Raw genomic sequence first — 18,818 nt, 5'->3', positions numbered from 1 at the left:
CGATCCGGAAGGAGCACCCGTGACCGAGGAGTCCATCCCGAGCCCGACCACGGACACCCGAGGCGACGTGGTCATCATCACCGGGCTCGCCGGGGCCGGACGGGAGACCGCCGCGCACGCCCTGGAGGACATGGGCTGGTACGTGGTCTACAACATCGCCCCGCAGCTGATCGGCACGCTCTACGAGCTGCAGGCCTCCGCCGTCGGCCGCGAGAACCGGTTCGCGGTCGTGGTCGACCCGCGCTCCGGCCCGTTCTTCACGGAGCTCGGCGAGGTCGTCGACGAGCTGCGTAAGGCCGATCTGCGCCTGCGCCTGCTCTTCCTCACGGCCGACGAGTCCACCCTCGTGCGACGCTTCGACTCGGTGCGCCGCCCCCACCCGCTGCAGGGCGAGGAAGGCGTGCTCGAGGGCATCCGCCGCGAGCGCGAGATGCTCGCCCGCTACCGGCGCACCGCCGACCTCGTCATCGACACCTCGCCGCTGAACGTGCACGAGCTGACGATGAAGATGCGCTCGCTGTTCGGCACCGGCGAGGAGCAGCGACTGACCGTGACGATGGTGTCCTTCGGCTTCAAGTACGGGATCCCGCTGGAGGCCGACCACGTCAGCGACGTGCGCTTCATCCCCAACCCGTACTGGGTGCCGGAGCTGCGTCCCAAGCGGGGCACCGACGCCGACGTCGCCGAGTTCGTGCTCGGCGACGCGAACGCCGCCGAGTTCGTCGAGCGGTACATCGAGATGATCACCCCGGTGCTGCGCGGCTACAGCACCGAGAACAAGCACTTCACCACCCTCGCGATCGGCTGCACGGGCGGCAAGCACCGCTCCGTCGCGGTCTCGGAGCGGATCGGCGACGAGCTGCGCACCGCCGGGCACGCGGTGCGGATCCGTCACCGGGATCTGGGGCGGGAATCAGCATCGCCTCCCGCAGCCGACGTCTCCGGCTCCGCGGCGCCGACCGTTCGGCGAGCGCCCAGCGGGGCGGCCGCGGCGCCCCGCAGCGGCCCGTGCGCGTGGTCGCCCTCGGCGGCGGCCACGGCCTCGCCGCGAACCTCCGCGCCCTGCGCCTGCTCACCGACGACATCACCGCCGTGGTCACCGTCGCCGACAACGGCGGCTCCTCGGGCCGGCTCCGCACCGAGATGCCCGTACTGCCCCCGGGAGACCTGCGGATGGCGCTCGCGGCACTGTGCGAGGACTCCGAATGGGGGTCCATCTGGGGCGACGTGATCCAGCACCGCTTCGCCACCGACGGCGAGCTCGACGGGCACGCGCTCGGCAACCTGATGATCGTCGCGCTGTGGCAGATCCTCGAGGACCCCATCGAGGGCCTCGACCAGATGGCCGAGCTGCTCGGCGCGCGAGGGCGCGTGCTGCCGATGGCGCTGGATCCGCTGGACATCGAGGCGCGCGTGGTCGGCGCCGACGGCAGCGCCCGCACCGTCTCGGGCCAGTACCAGGTCGCGACCGCGGAGGGCCGCGTCGAGGACGTGCGCCTGATCCCGCCGCGCCCCCGCGTCCCCGCCGATGTGCTCGAGGCGATCGGGCGTGCGGACTGGATCATCCTCGGCCCCGGCTCCTGGTACACCTCCGTGCTGCCGCATCTGATGATCCCTGAGATCGCCGAGGCGATCGCGTCGAGCCCGGCGCGGAAGGGGATCATCACGAACCTCTCCGTCGGCGCGCAGGAGGCCGAGGGGATGACGAGCCTCGACATGCTGGACGTGCTGCTCGACCACGCGGGGGACTGCCTCTTCGACGCCCTCGTCGCCGATCCGACCACCCTCGAGGACGTCCTCGACCTCGCCGAGGCGGCGCAGGAGCGGGGGCTGCGCACCCTGCTGCGCCAGGTCAGCGTTGGCGACGGGACGCCGCGGCACGACCCGGTGCGCCTGGCCGCGGCGTACCGTGATCTGTTCGACGACGCCTACGGGGACGTGGAGCGCGGCGACGACCGCTCCGCGTCGCGCCGGAAGCGACCACACCGCACCACCAGGGGTATGGACACCCGCACCGAGGAGGACACGCATGGCGCTGACGGGTGACGCGAAGGAGGAGCTCAGCCACCTCGAGGTGACCCGGCCCTCCGCCCGCAAGGCCGAGGCGGCCGCGATGCTGCGCTTCGCCGGGGGCCTGCACCTGGTCGCGGGACGGGTCGTGGTCGAGGCAGAGCTGGACTCGGCGGCGGTCGCGCGGCGGCTGCACGGCATCATCGCCGACATGTACGGCCACCGCGCCGAGCTCGCGGTGCTGGCCCCCTCCGGGATCCGCCGCACCACCCGCTACCTGGTGCGGGTGGAGCGCGAGGGCGGGATGCTGGCCCGCCAGGCCGGACTCCTGGACGCGCGGGGCCGTCCCGTGCGCGGGATGCCGCCCTTCGTCGTCGGCGGGGCGCTGGTGGACGCGGAGGCCGCGTGGCGCGGGGCGTTCCTCGCCCGCGGCACCCTCACCGAGCCGGGCCGCTCCTCGGCCCTGGAGCTGTCCTGCCCCGGCCCCGAGGTGGCGCTGGCGATGGTCGGCGCGGCCCGACGGCTCGGCGTCGCCTCGAAGGCCCGCGAGGCGCGGGGCGCGGACCGGGTGGTGCTGCGCGACGGCGACGCGATCTCCGCCCTGCTGTCCCGGATGGGCGCCCACGAGACCGTGCGCACCTGGGAGCAGCGCCGCACCACCCGCGAGGTGAAGGCGACCGCGCACCGGCTCGCGAACTTCGACGACGCGAACCTGCGCCGCTCCGCGCGGGCCGCGGTCGCCGCGGGCCAGCGTGTCCAGCGCGCGCTGGAGATCCTCGGCGACGACACGCCCGAGCACCTGCAGGCCGCCGGTCGCCTCCGTCTGGAGCATCGACAGGCGAGCCTCGAGGAGCTCGGCCGACTCGCCGATCCGCCGCTCACGAAGGACGCCGTGGCCGGTAGGATCCGACGCCTTCTCGCCACCGCGGACAAGCGCGCGGAGGAGCTCGGCATCCCCGGGACCGACCACGGAGTGGACGAGGACCATCTTCCTTCGTCCCCTGGTGCCGGTCGTTGATAAGATCGTCACGGTCGTCGGTCACACGCCGGCGTCGCCCGGGCGTACGAGGGCGTGCGCGCCATGTCAGTACTCGAACGTCGCGAACTCACCGCGACACTAGGAGGAACCCTTGACCGTCAAGGTTGGTATCAACGGATTCGGCCGCATCGGCCGCAACTTCCTGCGCGCCGCTCTCGAGCAGCAGGCGGACATCCAGATCGTCGGTGTGAACGACCTCACCGACAACGCCACGCTCGCGAACCTCATCAAGTACGACTCGATCGGCGGGGTGCTTCCCTACGACGTCTCGCACGACGAGGACTCGATCACCGTCGGCGACAACACCTTCAAGGCATACGCCGAGCGCGATCCGAAGAACATCCCGTGGGGCGAGATCGGCGCGGACGTCGTCATCGAGTCCACCGGCATCTTCACCGACGCCGAGAAGGCCAAGGCCCACATCGAGGCGGGCGCCAAGAAGGTCATCATCTCCGCTCCGGCGAAGAACGAGGACGCGACCTTCGTCATCGGTGTGAACGAGGGTGACTACGACCCCGCGAAGCACGACATCATCTCCAACGCCTCCTGCACCACCAACAGCCTCGCGCCGGTGGCGAAGGTGCTGAACGACGAGTTCGGCATCGTCAAGGGCCTGATGACCACGATCCACGCCTACACCTCGGACCAGGTGCTGCAGGACGGCCCGCACAAGGACCCGCGCCGTGCACGCGCCGCCGCCCTGAACATCGTCCCGACCACCACCGGTGCGGCCAAGGCCGTGGCGCTGGTGCTCCCCGAGCTCAAGGGCAAGCTCGACGGCTACTCGCTGCGCGTGCCGGTCCCCACCGGCTCGATCACCGACCTCACCTTCGAGGCCTCCCGCGAGGTCACGATCGAGGAGATCAACGCCGCGATCAAGAAGGCCGCCGAGGGCCCGCTCAAGGGCGTCCTGCGCTACACCGAGGACCCGATCGTCTCCAAGGACATCGAGGGCGACCCGCACTCCTCGATCTTCGACGCGCAGCTCACCAAGGTGAACGGCAACCAGGTCAAGATCTTCTCCTGGTACGACAACGAGTGGGGCTTCTCCAACCGCCTCGTCGAGCTCTCGCAGCTGGTCGGCAAGTCCCTCTGATCCTCACGTCGTCCCGCTGACGACCAGGACAGCCCCGGAGCCCGCCGGTCGCCACCCCGAGGGGTCGGCGTCCGACGGGCTCCGCTCGTCCCCGTCCCGACGGGCCGCTGCGGCGTCCCGCGGTCGAACACCTGAAGGAGCACCACAGTGCTGAAGACCATCGATTCGCTCGGAGAGCTGCGCGGCAGGCGCGTGCTCGTCCGCGCCGATCTCAACGTGCCGCTGGACGGCACCACGATCACCGACGACGGCCGCATCCGCGCCGCGCTGCCCACCCTCACCCGCCTCGTCGAGGCCGGTGCCCGGGTCGCGGTGATCTCCCACCTCGGCCGCCCCAAGGGCGAGCCCGAGGAGAAGTACTCCCTCCGCCCGGTCGTGGGCCGCCTCGGCGAGCTGCTCGGCCAGGAGGTCGCCTTCGCGACCGACACCGTCGGCTCCTCCGCGCAGGAGACCGTCGCCGCGCTCGGCGACGGCCAGGTCGCCGTGCTCGAGAACCTGCGCTTCAACGCGGGCGAGACCGCGAAGACCGACGAGGAGCGGCTCGCCTTCGCCCGCGAGCTCGCCGCCCTCGGCGACGCCTTCGTCTCCGACGGCTTCGGCGTCGTCCACCGCAAGCAGGCCTCCGTGTACGAGCTCGCCTCCCTGCTCCCCGCCGCCGCGGGCGAGCTGGTGCTGCGCGAGGTCGACTCGCTGCGCAAGGTGACCGACGAGCCCGAGCGCCCCTTCGTGGTCGTCCTCGGCGGCGCGAAGATCGCCGACAAGCTCGGCGTGATCGACGCGCTGCTGGGCAGGGCCGACCGCATCCTCATCGGCGGCGGCATGGCCTACACCTTCCAGAAGGCGCTCGGCCACGAGGTCGGCCTGTCGCTGCTGGACGAGTCGAAGATCGACGTGGTGCGCGAGTACATGGAGCGCGCGAAGGCGAACGGCGTCGAGCTCGTGCTCCCCGTCGACACCGTCGTGGCGCCGGAGTTCTCCGCCGACGCGCCCGCCACCGTCGTGGCCGTCGACGGGATCCCCGCGGACCAGGAGGGCATGGACATCGGCCCCGAGACCGCGAAGCTCTTCGGCGAGAAGATCGCCGATGCGGCGACCGTGTTCTGGAACGGCCCGATGGGCGTGTTCGAGTTCCCCGCCTTCGCCGAGGGCACGAAGGCCGTCGCCGAGAAGCTCGGCGCGGCCTCCGGCTACACCGTGGTCGGCGGCGGCGACTCCGCCGCGGCGGTGCGCATCCTGGGCTTCGACGAGACGCTCTTCTCCCACATCTCCACCGGCGGCGGTGCCAGCCTCGAGCTCATCGAGGGCAAGGAACTGCCCGGAATCTCCATCCTCGAGGAGGACCAGAAGTGACCACCCGCACCCCGCTCATGGCGGGCAACTGGAAGATGAACCTCGACTGGAAGCAGGCCCTCGCCCTGGTCGAGGAGCTCGGCGAGCAGCTCAAGGAGGTCGACACCACCAAGGTCGAGACCGTCGTGCTGCCCCCGTTCGTGGACCTGCGCACCGTGCAGGTCGCGGTCGACGCCGGCAAGCTCCCGATCGCCTACGGCTCCCAGGACATCTCCGCGCACGAGTCCGGCGCGTACACCGGCGAGGTCTCCGGCGCGATGCTCTCCGCGCTGGGCTGCACCTACGCCGCGGTCGGCCACTCCGAGCGCCGCCAGTACCACGGCGAGACCGAGGAGGTCACCAACGCGAAGGTGAAGGCTGCCTTCGCCGCGGGCCTCGTGCCGATCCTCTGCGTCGGCGAGCCGCTCGAGGAGCGCAAGGCCGGCAAGCACGTCGAGTACACCCTCGCGCAGCTCGAGGGCGGCATCGAGGGCATCACCGCCGAGCAGGCCGCGAAGATCGTCATCGCCTATGAGCCCGTGTGGGCGATCGGCACCGGCGAGGTCGCGACCCCGGACGACGCGCAGGAGGTGTGCTCCGCTATCCGCGAGGCGCTGCGCGCGATGCACGGCGACACGGTCGCCGACGCGGTCCGCGTCCTGTACGGCGGCAGCGTGAAGTCCTCGAACGTGGGCGAGCTCATGCAGCGCGCCGACGTCGACGGCGCCCTCGTCGGCGGCGCCTCGCTGAAGGCCGAGGAGTTCGCCAAGATCGCCGGTTTCCAGGGCTGAAGGTAAGCCTCCCCACGCGGGCCGGGTCCTCGACGGACCCGGCCCGTGCCGTATGCTGGATCGGTCCGTCCGTCTCCGTGGAAGGGTGACCCCCTCGTGGACCTGTCCCTGCTGAAGCTCGTCCTCCAGATCCTCCTGGCGGTGTTCGGGCTGCTGACGATCCTGCTGGTGCTCCTGCACAAGGGGCGCGGCGGCGGCCTGTCGGACATGTTCGGCGGCGGCGTCTCCTCCTCCGCGAGCGCCTCGGGCGTCGCGGAGCGGAACCTGAACCGCCTCACGGTGACCGTCGCCGTCCTCTGGGGCGCGAGCGCCGTCGGCCTCGGCATCATCGAGACGATGCTCTGACACTCTCGTGCGGCGACCGCCGCCCCTCTGCTCTGCGAACGGGCCGTCCCCTCGGGGACGGCCCGTCCTGCATCCCCGGACCTCGGGGCCCGGACAGGCCGAAGGGCCGGCCACCTCGCGGTGACCGGCCCTTCGGGCGTCCTGCGTGCTCCCGGAGGAGCCGGGGCTCAGCGGGCGCTGCGCCCGGCGGCCGCCTCGTCGAGCACCCAGGTGGTGGAGTCGAGGCCGCGCACCGCCGAGGCGGGCACCTCCCACGGGTCCACACCGTCGTGCGCGGCGCGCACCGCTTCGGCCTTCTCCGCGCCGGCCACGAGCAGCGCCACGTGGCGGGCCGAATTCAGCACCGGCCAGGTCAGCGAGATCCGCTGCGAGGGCGGCTTCGGGGAGCCGGTCACCGCGACGGCGCTGCCGAGCACCTTCTCCTGCGCGGGGTGCTGCGGGAACAGCGAGGCGATGTGACCGTCGGGGCCGACCCCGAGCAGCAGCACGTCGAAGAACGCCTGCCCGCGGGTGCGGAAGGGCTCGTCGCCGCCCGTCTGGTCCAGCTGCTGCCCGTACCAGGCGGCGGCGTCCTCGAGGGACATGCCGTCGGCGGGGGAGGGCATGACGTGGACGTTGCGGGCCGGGAGTCCGTGCTCCTCGCGCAGCACGTCCAGCAGCGAGGTGCGCACGCCCACCTCGTTGCGCTCCTCGGAGTCCGGCTCGACGAAGCGCTCGTCGCCCCACCACAGGTGCAGGCGGGCGACGTCCACGCCGGCGTCCACCAGCGCGGCGGGCAGGGCCGCGGCGGTGAGGGTGCCGACGGTGCCGCCGGTGAGCACCAGGTGCGCGACGGGGCGCTTCTCGAGCGCGGCGGCGAGCTGCTCCGCGGTGGCTGTGGCGGCGGTCTGGGCGACCGCCTCCGCATCGGCGACCACGACGTCCTGCGGGGCGGGCTTGCCGCTCGCGAAGGTCGCCGTGTCGGAGATGTCGGAGAAGGCGGCGCCGAGCACCTCGCCGTAGACCTCGTCGGGGTCCAGGCGGCGCAGCTCCTCGGTGACGAGCTCCGCGAGGGTGCGGCGGGGCATCGTCACGTGCTGGCCGGAGTCGTCGCCCGGCAGCTTCATGACGATCGAGTCGTCGCTGACGCGGGTGAGCTCGATCGTGCCGTCCTCGCGCACCAGGCGCACGCCGTGCACCCCGGCGAACTCGGGATCGTCGGCGGGCGGCGGGAGGATCGTCGCCTCGACGCCGAGGGTGTGCTGCAGCCAGCTCGCCATCAGCAGCACCGAGGGGTTGCCCTCGGTGCCGAGGACCTCGACGGAGCTGGGCACGGAGACCGGCGGCACCTCGTAGGCGCTCGCGACCAGGCCGCGCCAGCGGGTCAGCCGCGCCCAGGCGAAGTCCGAGTCGCCGCTGGCGTAGCCGCGGCGCAGACGCTTCAGCGTCCCCAGCGGGTCCGCGCAGGCGGCGGAATCGGTGATGCGGCGCTGCGACATGGAGCCGAGCACATCGTGGACGGGGGAGGACGGAGCATTCTCCGGCCACCAGGTCACGATCGGCGCATCCGGCAGCAGCAGCGCCATCACCAGCGTGTCCAGCGACCACAGCACGTCGCCGCGGGCGTGGAGGATCACGATCTCGCCGGCGCCGGCGTCACGGCCCACGCGGATCTCGGCGTCGAGCCCGGAGGTCTCCGCCTCGGGATCGGCGTCGACCACGAGCACCCGGGCGGGGTGCTCGTGGCTCGCGGCGATCGCCGCCTCGAGCGGCTCCTCGATGTCGCCGGTGGCGATGATGATGAGCGTGAGGACCCGGCCGATGGTGTTCTCGCCGAAGGTCTCCCGCATCTCGGTCATGGTCTTGTCGACCGCCGACGCGGTGGTGTCGGTCAGGGTGGTGATCACGGTCGCCTCCAGGTGCGCCCGTCACGGGCGAGCATGTCGTGTGCGGTGTCGGGGCCCCAGGAGCCCGGCCGGTACGGCGCGGGGTCGAGGTTCTCGGCCCAGAACTCGGTGATGGGGTCGAGGATCTTCCAGGAGAGCTCGACCTCCTTCTGCCGCGGGAACAGCGGCGGGTCGCCGAGCAGCATGTCCAGGATCAGCCGCTCGTACGCCTCGGGGGACTCCTCGGTGAAGTTCATGCCGTAGGCGAAGTCCATCGTCACGTCCCGCACCTCCATCTGGGTGCCGGGGACCTTCGAGCCGAAGCGCATGGTCACGCCCTCGTCCGGCTGGACGCGGATCACGATCGCGTTCTGCCCCAGGTCCGCGGTGTCGGTGGAGTGGAAGGGCAGGAAGGGCGCACGCTTGAACACCACCGCGATCTCGGTGACGCGGCGGCCCAGGCGCTTGCCGGCGCGCAGGTAGAAGGGCACCCCGGCCCAGCGGCGGGTCGCGATGTCCAGGCGCATCGCCGCGAAGGTCTCGGTGGTGGAGTCGGCGGGGATGCCGTCCTCCTCGAGGTAGGGGCGCACCTCCTCGCCGCCCTGCCAGCCGCCGACGTACTGGCCGCGCGCGGTGTGCGCGGCGAGGTCCTCCGGCAGCTCGACGGCGGCGAGGACCTTCTCCTTCTCCGCGCGCAGGTCGCTGGCGCGGAAGGTGACCGGCTCCTCCATCGCGGTGAGCGCGAGGAGCTGCAGGAGGTGGTTCTGGATGACGTCGCGGGCGGTGCCGATGCCGTCGTAGTAGCCGGCGCGCGAGCCGATCCCGATGTCCTCGGCCATCGTGATCTGCACGTGGTCGACGTAGGCGGAGTTCCAGATCGGCTCGAACATCTGGTTCGCGAAGCGCAGCGCGAGGATGTTCTGGACCGTCTCCTTGCCCAGGTAGTGGTCGATGCGGAAGACGTCCTCGGGACGGAACGCCTTCTCCACCACGTCGTTGAGCTCGCGGGCGGAGGCGAGGTCGTGGCCGAAGGGCTTCTCGATCACGACGCGGCGCCAGGAGCCGTCCTGCGGGGTGTTCAGGCCCGACTCGGCCAGCTGCCCGCACACCTGCGGGAAGGCGTCCGGCGGGATCGAGAGGTAGAAGGCGTGGTTGCCGCCGGTGCCGCGCGTGCGGTCCAGCTCGCCGACGACCTCGGTGAGGCGCTCGAAGGCGGCCTTGTCGTCGAAGGTGCCGGTGACGAAGCGGAGGCCGCCGCGCAGCTGCTCGAAGACGCTCTCGTCGAAGCCGGTGCGGGAGTGCTCGGAGACGGACTTCTTCACGTACTCGGCGAAGTCGTCGTCGGACCACTCGCGGCGGCCGTAGCCGACCAGGCCGAAGCTCGGCGGGAGGAGACCGCGGTGGGTGAGGTCGTAGATCGCCGGCAGCAGCTTCTTGCGGGCGAGGTCGCCGGTGACGCCGAACATCACCATGGAGCTGGGCCCGGCGATCAGGGGCAGCCGTCGGTCACGGGGATCGCGCAGCGGATTCGGCGCACCGGCTGCTGCGGAGGGAGCGGGGGAGTCGGTCACGATGGTCCTTTCTCGGACACGGACGGGGTGAGCACGTGCCCGCACCACGGCGGACCCGTGCTCACCGGGAGGGATCAGGCGCGCGCGGCCTCGACGGACGCCGAGACGGTCTCGAGCAGCTCGTTCCAGGCCTTCTCGAACTTCTCCACGCCCTCGCGCTCGAGCACCGCGAACACGTCCGCGAGATCGACCCCGGCCTCGGCCACGCGCTCCAGCGCGGCCTCGCCGGCGGCGGCGGTCTCGGCGGACAGCGCGGCCTTGGGCTCGGAGTGGTCGGCGACGGCCTCGAGGGTCTTCTCCGGCATCGTGTTCACGGTCGGGTCGGCGACCAGGTTGTCCACGTAGAGGGTGTCGGAGTACTCGGGGTTCTTCACGCCGGTCGACGCCCACAGGGCGCGCTGCACGTTCGCGCCCTTGTCGGCGAGGGCCGTGAAGCGGTCGGAGCCGAAGGCGGTGAGGAACACGCCGAAGGCGGCCTGGGCGTTGGCGACGCCGGCCTGGCCCTTGAGGGAGATGGCGTCGCCGCCGAGGGCGTCCAGGCGCGCGTCGATCTCGGTGTCCACGCGGGAGACGAAGAAGGAGGCGACCGAGTGGATCTTCGAGAGGTCCCTGCCGGCCTCCGCGGCCTTCTCCAAGCCCGCGAGGTAGGCGTCGATGACGGTCTCGTAGCGCTCGACGGAGAAGATCAGGGTGACGTTGACGCTGATGCCGGCGGCGATCACGGCGGTGATCGCGGGCAGGCCCGCCTCGGTCGCGGGGATCTTGATCATCACGTTCTCACGGCCGACGACCTCGAAGAGGTGCTCGGCCTGCGCGATGGTCTTCTCGGTCTCGTGCGCGAGACGGGGATCGACCTCGATGCTGACGCGGCCGTCGAAGCCCTTGGAGGAGGCGTAGGTGTCGGCGAGCAGGTCCGCGGCGTCCCGGACGTCATCGGTGGTGAGCACCTCGATGACCTGGTCGACGTCCTTGCCCTCGCCGGCGAGGCGGGCGATGTCGGCGTCGTACTCGTCGGAGCCGGAGATCGCGGCCTGGAAGATCGAGGGGTTCGTGGTCACGCCCACGACGTTGCGGGTGGCGAGCAGCTCGGCGAGGTTGCCCGTCTGCAGGCGCTTGCGCGAGAGGTCGTCGAGCCAGATGGAGACTCCGGCATCGGAGAGGGCCTGGGTGGAGGGGTTCTGGGTCATGACGTTCCTTCCGGGCGCGACGCGCCCTGGGTCGACGCTGGGGTCATCAGGTGCAACGGGGACGGGCGGGCGCGGATACCAGGAGGTGTCCGACGGAACATCGCAGGTCCCCGGGGTGGCAGGGGAGAGAGACGCGGGGACGGGACCCTGGGGTCCCGTCCCCGCGGCGGATCAGGCGCCGGCGGCGGCCAGGGACTCCCGGGCGGCCTCGACGACCGCCTCGGGGGTGAAGCCGTACTCGCGGAACAGCGTCTTCGCATCAGCGGAGGCACCGTAGTGCTCGAGCGACACGGCCCGGCCGTGCGCGCCGAGGAAGCGGTACCAGGGCATGGCGATACCGGCCTCGACCGTGACGCGAGCGGTCACGGAGGAGGGGAGCACCGACTCCTTGTACTCGTCGTCCTGCTCGTCGAACCACTCGACGGACGGCATGGAGACCAGGCGGGTGGGGGTGCCCTCGGCCTCGAGGCGCTTCTGCGCCTCGGCCGCGTACTGCACCTCGGAGCCGGTCGCGATGAGGATGACCTTCGGCTGGCCGTCGGACGCGTCCTTCATCACGTAGCCGCCCTTGGCGATGTTCTCCGCGCCGGCGTACTCGCTGCGGTCGAAGGTGGGCAGCGCCTGACGGGACAGGAGCAGACCGACGGGGCCGTTGTCCCGCTCGAGCAGCACCTTCCACGCCTGCGCGGTCTCGTTCGCATCCGCCGGGCGGACGATCGAGAGGTTCGGGATCGCGCGATAGGCGGCGAAGTGCTCGACCGGCTGGTGGGTCGGGCCGTCCTCGCCCAGGCCGATGGAGTCGTGGGTCCACACGTAGGTGACCGGGGTCTTCATCAGCGAGGCCAGGCGCACGGCGCCGCGCATGTAGTCCGCGAACTGGAAGAAGGTGCCGCCGTAGGGGCGGGTCAGGCCGTGCAGGGAGATCCCGGAGAGGATCGCGCCCATGCCGTGCTCGCGAATGCCGAAGTGGAGCGTGCGGCCGTACTGGTCGCCGGCGAACTCGGAGGTGCTGAGCTCGGCGGGGAGGAAGGACGGCTCGCCCTTCATGGTGGTGTTGTTCGAGCCGGCGAGGTCGGCGGAGCCGCCCCACAGCTCGGGCATGACCGCGGCGAGCTCGCCGAGGACTTTGCCGGAGGCGGCGCGGGTGGCGACGCCCTTCTCGTCGGCCTCGAAGGTCGGGAACGCGTCGGCGAAGCCGCTCGGCAGCTCGCGCGCGACCAGGCGGTCCAGCAGCGCGGCCTTCTCCGGGTTCGCTGAGCGCCAGGCCTGGTAGCCCTTGTCCCACTCGGCCTTCTTCTCCGCGGCGCGGTCCGCGAGGGCGCGGGTGTGGGCCAGCACGTCCTCGTCGACCTGGAAGGTCTGCTCGGGGTCGAAGCCGACGGCCTCCTTGAGGCCCTTGACGCCCTCGGCGCCGAGCTTCGCGCCGTGCACCGAGTGCGAGCCGGCCAGCTCCGGGATCGGCCAGCCGATGACGGTGCGCAGGCGGATGAAGGTGGGCTTGTCGGTGACCTTCTGGCCCTCGAGGATCGCGTCCTTGAGCGCGGCGACGTCCTCGCCGTACTCCGTCCCCCCATGGGTCCAGTCCACGGTGCGCACATCCCAGCCGTAGGCCTCGTAGCGCGCGGCGGTGTCCTCGGTGAAGGCGATGGAGGTGTCGCCCTCGATGGAGATCTCGTTGTCGTCCCAGAGCACGATCAGGTTGCCGAGCTGCTGGGTGCCCGCGAGGGAGCTGGCCTCGGAGGAGACGCCCTCCTGCAGGTCGCCGTCGGAGGCGATGACGTAGGTGAAGTGGTCGAAGGGGCTGGTGCCGGGCGCCGCCTCGGGATCCAGCAGACCGCGCTCGCGGCGCTGGGCCATGGCCATGCCGACGGCCGAGGAGATGCCCTGGCCCAGGGGACCGGTGGTGATCTCCACGCCCTCGGTGTGGAAGTTCTCGGGGTGGCCGGGGGTCTTCGAGCCCCAGGTCCGCAGCTCCTCGAGGTCCTTCTTCTCGAGGCCGAAGCCGCCGAGGAAGAGCTGGATGTACTGGGTCAGGCTCGAGTGGCCGGCCGAGAGCACGAAGCGGTCGCGGCCGAGCCACGCGTGGTCGGTCGGATCGTGGCGCATCACGTCCTGGTACAGCAGGTACGCGGCCGGGGCGAGGCTGACGGCGGTGCCGGGATGGCCGTTGCCGACCTTCTCGACCGCGTCGGCGGCCAGCACGCGGACGGTGTCGACCGCCCGCTTGTCGAGCTCGGTCCAGCCCTCGGGGGCCGTGAAGTTCTCCGTCATGTCGTGGACATCCTTTCGCCGGGATGCGGCCTGGACGGCCGCTCGGAAAGACGGGCCTCTCCGCACGGCGCCGGATGACCGGCTGCGACGTGCGCGTTCCGCACGGGAGGCAACGGGGACCACCTTAGTCCTGGCGGTGCGCCGAGGTCATGCGCGTCCAGGCTGTTGCCGCGGCGGACGGTGCCCACTCTCACCCCGCGCCTCGCCCCGCCGTCGCGGGCGAGCACCTAGACTGGCGTGGTTCGTCGGCCGCGTGCCGTGACCAGGAGGAAGGACGGTGGGCGGTGACCGCCACCCAGGGAGCTCAGCTGCGGGGCGCAGGCCAGGACGGCGGGAGCGGTCCGCGGACCGTCGGTTCCACCCTCCGCGCCTACGTCGCGCTGACCAAGCCGCGGATCATCGAGCTGCTGCTCATCACGACGATCCCCACGATGTTCCTCGCCGCCGGCGGTTTTCCCTCGCTGTGGCTGATCATCGCCACCATGGTCGGCGGCTATCTCGCCGCGGGCGGCGCGAACGCGCTGAACATGTACCTCGAGCGCGACATCGACGCGAAGATGAAGCGGACCCGGAAGCGTCCGATCCCCTCCGGCGCCGTCACCCCGCGCGCCGCGCTCATCTTCGGCCTGACCATCTCCGCAGTCTCCGCGCTGTGGCTGGGCCTGCTGGTGAACTGGGTCTCCGCCGCGCTCGCCGTCGGCGCGATCCTGCTGTACGTCGTCTTCTACACGATGATCCTCAAGCGCCGCACCAGCCAGAACATCGTCTGGGGCGGCATCGCCGGCTGCATGCCGGTGCTGATCGGCTGGTCGGCGGTCACCGGCACCGTCTCCTGGACCGCGGTGCTGCTGTTCCTGGTGATCTTCTTCTGGACGCCGCCGCACTACTGGCCGCTGGCCGAGAAGTTCCAGGACGACTACGCCAGGGCGGGCGTGCCGATGCTGCCGGTGGTGTCCTCTCGATCGAACGTCGCGCGCCAGATGCTGCTGCACACCGCGCTGATGATCGCCTCGAGCCTCGCGATCATCCCGCTGGGCGAGACCGGCTGGGTGTACGGCGTCGCCGCCGTCGCCTCCGGCGCCTGGTTCGGCTTCCTCGTGGTGCGCTACGCACTGCGGGTCCGCCAGGGGCTCTCCGGCAGGGCGCTCGCCCCGATGACGGTCTTCCACGGCTCGATCACCTACCTCACGGTGCTCTTCGTCGCCCTCGCGATCGATCCCTTCGTCACCCTCTGACCGCATGAGCTCCGGGGAGGCCCCGCGCCCGACGGGCGAGGAGGACCCCCTGCGCCCGGGTGACCGGCGGATCCTCGAGCAGTACCTCGGCCACCTGCGCATCGAGCGGGGCCTGTCCGAGAACACCCTGGCGGCCTACCGGCGTGACCTGCGCCGCTATCTCGCCGACCTCGCGCGCCGCGAGGTCGACCCCGCCGCGGTGGACCCCGCGCAGCTGGGGGAGTGGCTGCAGTCCCTGCGCACCGGGGCCGACGGGGAGACCCGCCTCTCCGCCGCCTCCGCCGCCCGCTCCCTCGCCGCGGTGCGCGGTCTGCACTCCTTCCTCGACGCCGAGCGGGTCTCCACCACCGGCGACCCCTCCCGCCTGGTCCCGACCCCGAGCCTGCCGCGACGCCTCCCGCACCCGCTGACCCTCGACCAGGTCGAGGCGCTGCTCGAGGCCGCCGGACGCCCCGGCACCGGGCGCGACGCGACCGAGCGCGCCCTGCGCGACCGAGCCCTGCTCGAGCTGCTCTACGGCATCGGCGCACGGATCTCCGAGGTCACCGGCCTGGACCTCGACGACGTGGACCTGCCGGGGCGCTCCGCCGTGCTGCGCGGCAAGGGGGACAAGCACCGGGTGGTGCCCGTCGGCCGCTTCGCCGCCGAGGCGCTCGGGGCATATCTCACGCGGGGCCGCCCGGCCCTCGCCGCGCGCGGCCGCGGCACCCCGGCGATCTTCCTCGGCGCCCGCGGCACCCGCCTGACCCGCCAGGCCGCCTGGCAGGTGGTGCAGCGCTGCGCCCGCGACGCCGAGCTGGAGGACCTCCCCGAGCCGATCAGCCCGCACACACTGCGCCACTCCTATGCCACCCACCTGCTGCACGGCGGGGCCGACGTGCGCTCCGTGCAGGAGCTGCTGGGCCACGCCTCGGTCACCACGACCCAGCTCTACACGCAGGTGACGGTCGACTCCCTGCGCGAGACGCACGCCGGCGCCCACCCCCGCGCCCGGCGGGGGGCTTAGACTTGGGCGGCACGACGCCCCCGACCGGCCCCGGCCGCCGGGGGCTCGCCGCGGATGGCGCGGGGACCGACGCGCAGCCGTCCCTCCCCGGGCTGGGACCGGAGCACCTCCGGAGCCCGCTCGCCCCGCGGCGTGCACGCACCAGACCACGACGCCGACGACAGGACAACGACGTGAGCCCGACCTCCCCCCAGCAGCTGGACATCGATCTCGGCCCGACCGGCCGGCCGATGCCGGAGCTCCCGGAGCCGGCCGCGCTCGACTCCCACGGGCCGGCCCGGATCATCTCGATGGTCAACCAGAAGGGCGGGGTCGGGAAGACCACGAGCGTCATCAACCTCGGCGCGGCCCTCGCGGAGCTCGGCCGCAAGGTGCTGCTCGTGGACCTCGACCCCCAGGGCGCGCTCAGCGCCGGCCTGGGCGTGAACCCCTACGACCTCGACGTGACCGTCTACAACCTGCTCATGGAGCGGGGCCACGACGTGCGCACCGTCATCCAGGAGACCGACACCGAGGATCTCGACGTGCTCCCGGCGAACATCGACCTCTCCGCCGCCGAGGTCACCCTCGTCAACGAGGTCGCCCGCGAGATGGCGCTGGCCCGCGTGCTGCGCCCCGTGGCCGACGACTACGACGTGATCATCATCGACTGCCAGCCCTCGCTGGGCCTGCTCACCGTCAACGCCCTCGCCGCGAGCCACGGCGTGATCATCCCGCTGGAGGCCGAGTACTTCGCGCTGCGCGGCGTGGCGCTGCTGGTGGAGACGATCGAGAAGGTGCAGGACCGCATCAACCCCCGCTTGGAGCTCGACGGCATCCTGATCACGATGTTCGACCCGCGCACGCTGCACGCCCGCGAGGTGTGCCAGCGCGTGGTCGAGGCGTTCCCCGACAAGGTCTTCCACACCACCATCAACCGCACCGTGAAGTTCCCCGACGCCTCCGTCGCCGCGGAGCCGATCATCTCCTTCGCGACCTCGAACAAGGGCGCCGCCGCCTACCGGCAGCTCGCACGCGAGCTGATCTCGCGCGGCGCCGCGGCCTGATGGCCGGGCAGCGGCCGCGCCGCGGCAGCGGCGGGGGAGCGGGGCGCGGGGGCGCGGGGAAGCCGGCCCGCCGGCGCAGCGCCTTCACCCCGCCCCGGCAGGTCCGGCTGCGCGACGACGAGGGCACGCGCCTGCCCGCGGCGGACGGCGAGGAGGCCGAGGTCCACCGCGAGGACGGCGAGCGGCTGCAGAAGGTCCTCGCCCGCGCCGGCTTCGGCTCCCGCCGCGCCTGCGAGGCTCTGATCTCCTCCGGACGGGTCCGCGTGGACGGCGCCGTCGTCCACGAGCAGGGCGTGCGCATCGACCCCGCGTCCCAGGTGGTCCACGTCGACGGGCGCCGGCTCCAGCTCGACGACGCGAAGCTCACCGTCGTGCTGAACAAGCCCCGCCGCGTCGTCTCCGCGATGAGCGACCCCGAGGGCCGCCGCGACCTCACCGAGTTCACCGCCGCCTACCCTCAGCGTCTCTACCACGTGGGCCGTCTCGACTACGAGACCGAGGGGCTGCTGCTGCTGACCAACGACGGCGAGCTCGCCCACCGCCTGACCCACCCCAGCTTCGAGGTCGACAAGACCTACGTGTGCCGCTTCGACGCGCCGGGCGGCCCGCCGCGCGGGCTGGTGAAGGCGCTGCGGGAGGGCGTCGAGCTCGAGGACGGCCCGGCCCGCGCCGACCGCGCCCGGGTCCTCGCCCAGGACGGCCGCGAGGCCGTGGTCGAGGTGACCCTGCACGAGGGGCGCAACCGGATCGTGCGCCGCATGTTCGCCTCCCAGGGCTTCGAGCTCACCGCGCTGATCCGCACCCGGATCGGCCCCGTGCTGCTCGGCGAGCTCGCCCCGGGCGAGACCCGCGAGCTCACCGATCGCGAGCTCGGCACCCTGATGGCGGAGGTCGGGCTGTGAGGACCCTCGTCCCCTCGCCCGTGCGGATCATCGGCACCGGGCTGATCGGCGGCTCCCTCGGCATGGCGCTGCGCCGCGCCGGGGTGCAGGTCCAGGTCGAGGACGTCTCCCCGGGCACCGCCGCCCTCGCGGTCGAGCTCGGCGTGGGGGAGCTGCCCGCCGCCGGGGACCGCCACCCGGAGCTCGTGCTCGTCGCCGCACCGCCCGACGTCGCCGCGTCCCTCGTCGACGGGGCGCTGCGCCGCTGGCCGGACGCGCTGGTCGCCGATGTCGCGAGCGTGAAGACCACCGTCCTCGAGGGCCTGCGCCGCCTCGCCCGGCCCGAGGACCTGCCGCGCTACGTCGGCGCCCACCCCATGGCGGGCCGCGAGGTCTCCGGCGTGATCGCCGCCCGCGCCGACCTGTTCCAGGGCCGGCCCTTCGTCGTCGTCCCCCACGAGGAGACGCTCCCCGACGCGGTCAGCGTGCTGAAGGGCCTGGCGACGGAGATCGGCTCCGTGCCGATCGTGCTGGACGCCGCGGCGCACGACACCGCCGTCGCGCACGTCTCCCATGTGCCGCAGGTGATCTCGAGCCTGCTGGCCACGACCCTGCTGGAGCCCTCCGAGCAGGCGCTGGGCCTGGCCGGGCAGGGGCTGCGGGACACGACCCGGATCGCGGACTCCGATCCGCGGCTCTGGGTCGAGATCCTCGGCGCGAACGCCGGCGCCGTCGGCGAGGTGCTCGCCTCCGTCGCGGACCGCCTGGAGGCGGTGCGCGGGGCGCTCGCGACCCTCGAGGGGGACCCCGACCCGGGCACCGGGTCGCGACGCGCCCTGGCCGACCTGATCGCCGAGGGCAATCGCGGTGTGCGCCGCATCCCCGGCAAGCACGGCGGGGCGACCGACGCCTTCACGACCCTCGTGGTGCTGGTGCCGGACAGGCCCGGGGAGCTCGCGCGCCTGCTCACCGAGATCGGGCAGATCGGCGTGAACCTCGAGGACCTCCGCCTCGAGCACGAGCTGGGGCGCGAGGTCGGCCTCGCCCACGTCGCGATCGACGCCGCCCGTGAGGACCTGCTCACGCGGGAGCTCGCGGTGCGCGGCTGGAGGGTCGCAGGGGCCTGAGCGCCCCGTATCCTTCTGG

The 18,818-nt window shown here is 72.3% G+C and carries 15 protein-coding genes and 1 pseudogene; 12 read left to right on the top strand and 4 right to left on the bottom strand.

The annotated features are described in order from the left end of the window. Positions 1–19: 19 nt before the first annotated feature. From rapZ to secG, 7 genes and pseudogenes are all read left to right on the top strand, one after another. Positions 20–913: pseudogene (gene rapZ / locus RBL05_RS02380) on the top strand (RNase adapter RapZ); the annotation flags it as partial. Then, positions 913–2,046 (top strand): gluconeogenesis factor YvcK family protein, encoded by a 1,134-nt coding sequence (locus tag RBL05_RS02375; RefSeq protein WP_308740717.1) that lies wholly within the window; start codon positions 913–915, stop codon positions 2,044–2,046. The pseudogene rapZ and the gene RBL05_RS02375, both read left to right, overlap by 1 nt. Then, entirely contained in the window at positions 2,030–3,028 is a 999-nt protein-coding gene (whiA, locus tag RBL05_RS02370; RefSeq protein WP_263309674.1) for a DNA-binding protein WhiA, read from the top strand. Before RBL05_RS02375 ends, whiA begins: the two co-directional genes overlap by 17 nt. A gap of 112 nt (positions 3,029–3,140) precedes the next feature. After that, the gene (gene gap / locus RBL05_RS02365) at positions 3,141–4,145 is read left to right on the top strand and encodes a type I glyceraldehyde-3-phosphate dehydrogenase (RefSeq protein ID WP_010551492.1); all 1,005 of its coding nucleotides are present in this window, start codon (positions 3,141–3,143) and stop codon (positions 4,143–4,145) included. 147 nt (positions 4,146–4,292) lie between these two features. Further along, entirely contained in the window at positions 4,293–5,495 is a 1,203-nt protein-coding gene (locus tag RBL05_RS02360) for a phosphoglycerate kinase (protein ID WP_308740718.1), read from the top strand. Next, the gene (gene tpiA / locus RBL05_RS02355) at positions 5,492–6,265 is read left to right on the top strand and encodes a triose-phosphate isomerase (RefSeq protein WP_308740719.1); all 774 of its coding nucleotides are present in this window, start codon (positions 5,492–5,494) and stop codon (positions 6,263–6,265) included. Before RBL05_RS02360 ends, tpiA begins: the two co-directional genes overlap by 4 nt. A gap of 102 nt (positions 6,266–6,367) precedes the next feature. After that, positions 6,368–6,610 carry a preprotein translocase subunit SecG gene (gene secG, locus RBL05_RS02350; protein ID WP_029360751.1) on the top strand — a complete coding sequence of 81 codons (243 nt, stop codon included), beginning with the start codon at positions 6,368–6,370 and terminating at the stop codon, positions 6,608–6,610. Between the two features lie 167 nt (positions 6,611–6,777). On the opposite strand, the gene pgl is transcribed toward secG, so the two are convergent. The 4 genes from pgl to tkt form a co-directional block, all read right to left on the bottom strand. Beyond that, positions 6,778–8,496, bottom strand: coding sequence for a 6-phosphogluconolactonase (gene pgl / locus RBL05_RS02345; RefSeq protein ID WP_318604057.1), 1,719 nt, complete (start codon positions 8,494–8,496; stop codon positions 6,778–6,780). Continuing rightward, the gene (gene zwf / locus RBL05_RS02340) at positions 8,493–10,046 is read right to left on the bottom strand and encodes a glucose-6-phosphate dehydrogenase (protein ID WP_308740720.1); all 1,554 of its coding nucleotides are present in this window, start codon (positions 10,044–10,046) and stop codon (positions 8,493–8,495) included. Before zwf ends, pgl begins: the two co-directional genes overlap by 4 nt. 74 nt (positions 10,047–10,120) lie before the next feature. Further along, positions 10,121–11,233, bottom strand: a complete 1,113-nt coding sequence (gene tal, locus RBL05_RS02335; protein WP_308740721.1) for a transaldolase — start codon at positions 11,231–11,233, stop codon at positions 10,121–10,123. Between the two features lie 171 nt (positions 11,234–11,404). Next, positions 11,405–13,504: a transketolase gene (tkt, locus tag RBL05_RS02330; RefSeq protein ID WP_308740722.1), complete on the bottom strand. Its 2,100-nt coding sequence runs from the start codon at positions 13,502–13,504 to the stop codon at positions 11,405–11,407. Between the two features lie 284 nt (positions 13,505–13,788). Between tkt and RBL05_RS02325 the strand changes: the two genes are divergently transcribed. The 5 genes from RBL05_RS02325 (at position 13,789) to RBL05_RS02305 (ending at position 18,799) form a co-directional block, all read left to right on the top strand. Continuing rightward, entirely contained in the window at positions 13,789–14,739 is a 951-nt protein-coding gene (locus RBL05_RS02325) for a heme o synthase (protein WP_263309668.1), read from the top strand. 4 nt (positions 14,740–14,743) lie between these two features. Further along, positions 14,744–15,745, top strand: coding sequence for a site-specific tyrosine recombinase XerD (locus RBL05_RS02320; protein WP_308740723.1), 1,002 nt, complete (start codon positions 14,744–14,746; stop codon positions 15,743–15,745). Between the two features lie 173 nt (positions 15,746–15,918). Continuing rightward, positions 15,919–16,791, top strand: coding sequence for a ParA family protein (locus tag RBL05_RS02315; RefSeq protein ID WP_010551502.1), 873 nt, complete (start codon positions 15,919–15,921; stop codon positions 16,789–16,791). Beyond that, positions 16,791–17,693 carry a pseudouridine synthase gene (locus RBL05_RS02310; RefSeq protein WP_308740724.1) on the top strand — a complete coding sequence of 301 codons (903 nt, stop codon included), beginning with the start codon at positions 16,791–16,793 and terminating at the stop codon, positions 17,691–17,693. Before RBL05_RS02315 ends, RBL05_RS02310 begins: the two co-directional genes overlap by 1 nt. Next, positions 17,690–18,799 (top strand): prephenate dehydrogenase, encoded by a 1,110-nt coding sequence (locus tag RBL05_RS02305; protein ID WP_308740725.1) that lies wholly within the window; start codon positions 17,690–17,692, stop codon positions 18,797–18,799. Before RBL05_RS02310 ends, RBL05_RS02305 begins: the two co-directional genes overlap by 4 nt. Positions 18,800–18,818: the final 19 nt, after the last annotated feature.

The organism is Brachybacterium sp. GU-2 (assembly GCF_030866705.2).
GTDB classification, from domain to species: Bacteria; Actinomycetota; Actinomycetes; order Actinomycetales; family Dermabacteraceae; genus Brachybacterium; species Brachybacterium conglomeratum.
This window is presented reverse-complemented; position numbering and strand designations above follow the sequence as displayed.

Excerpts from the sequence above, each read along its gene's own strand:
- whiA (WP_263309674.1), top strand. The coding sequence starts at position 2,030 with ATGGCGCTGACGGGTGACGCGAAGGAGGAGCTCAGCCACCTCGAGGTG.
- RBL05_RS02310 (WP_308740724.1), top strand. The coding sequence starts at position 16,791 with ATGGCCGGGCAGCGGCCGCGCCGCGGCAGCGGCGGGGGAGCGGGGCGC.
- tkt (WP_308740722.1), bottom strand. The coding sequence starts at position 13,504 with ATGACGGAGAACTTCACGGCCCCCGAGGGCTGGACCGAGCTCGACAAG.
- RBL05_RS02320 (WP_308740723.1), top strand. The coding sequence starts at position 14,744 with ATGAGCTCCGGGGAGGCCCCGCGCCCGACGGGCGAGGAGGACCCCCTG.
- tal (WP_308740721.1), bottom strand. The coding sequence starts at position 11,233 with ATGACCCAGAACCCCTCCACCCAGGCCCTCTCCGATGCCGGAGTCTCC.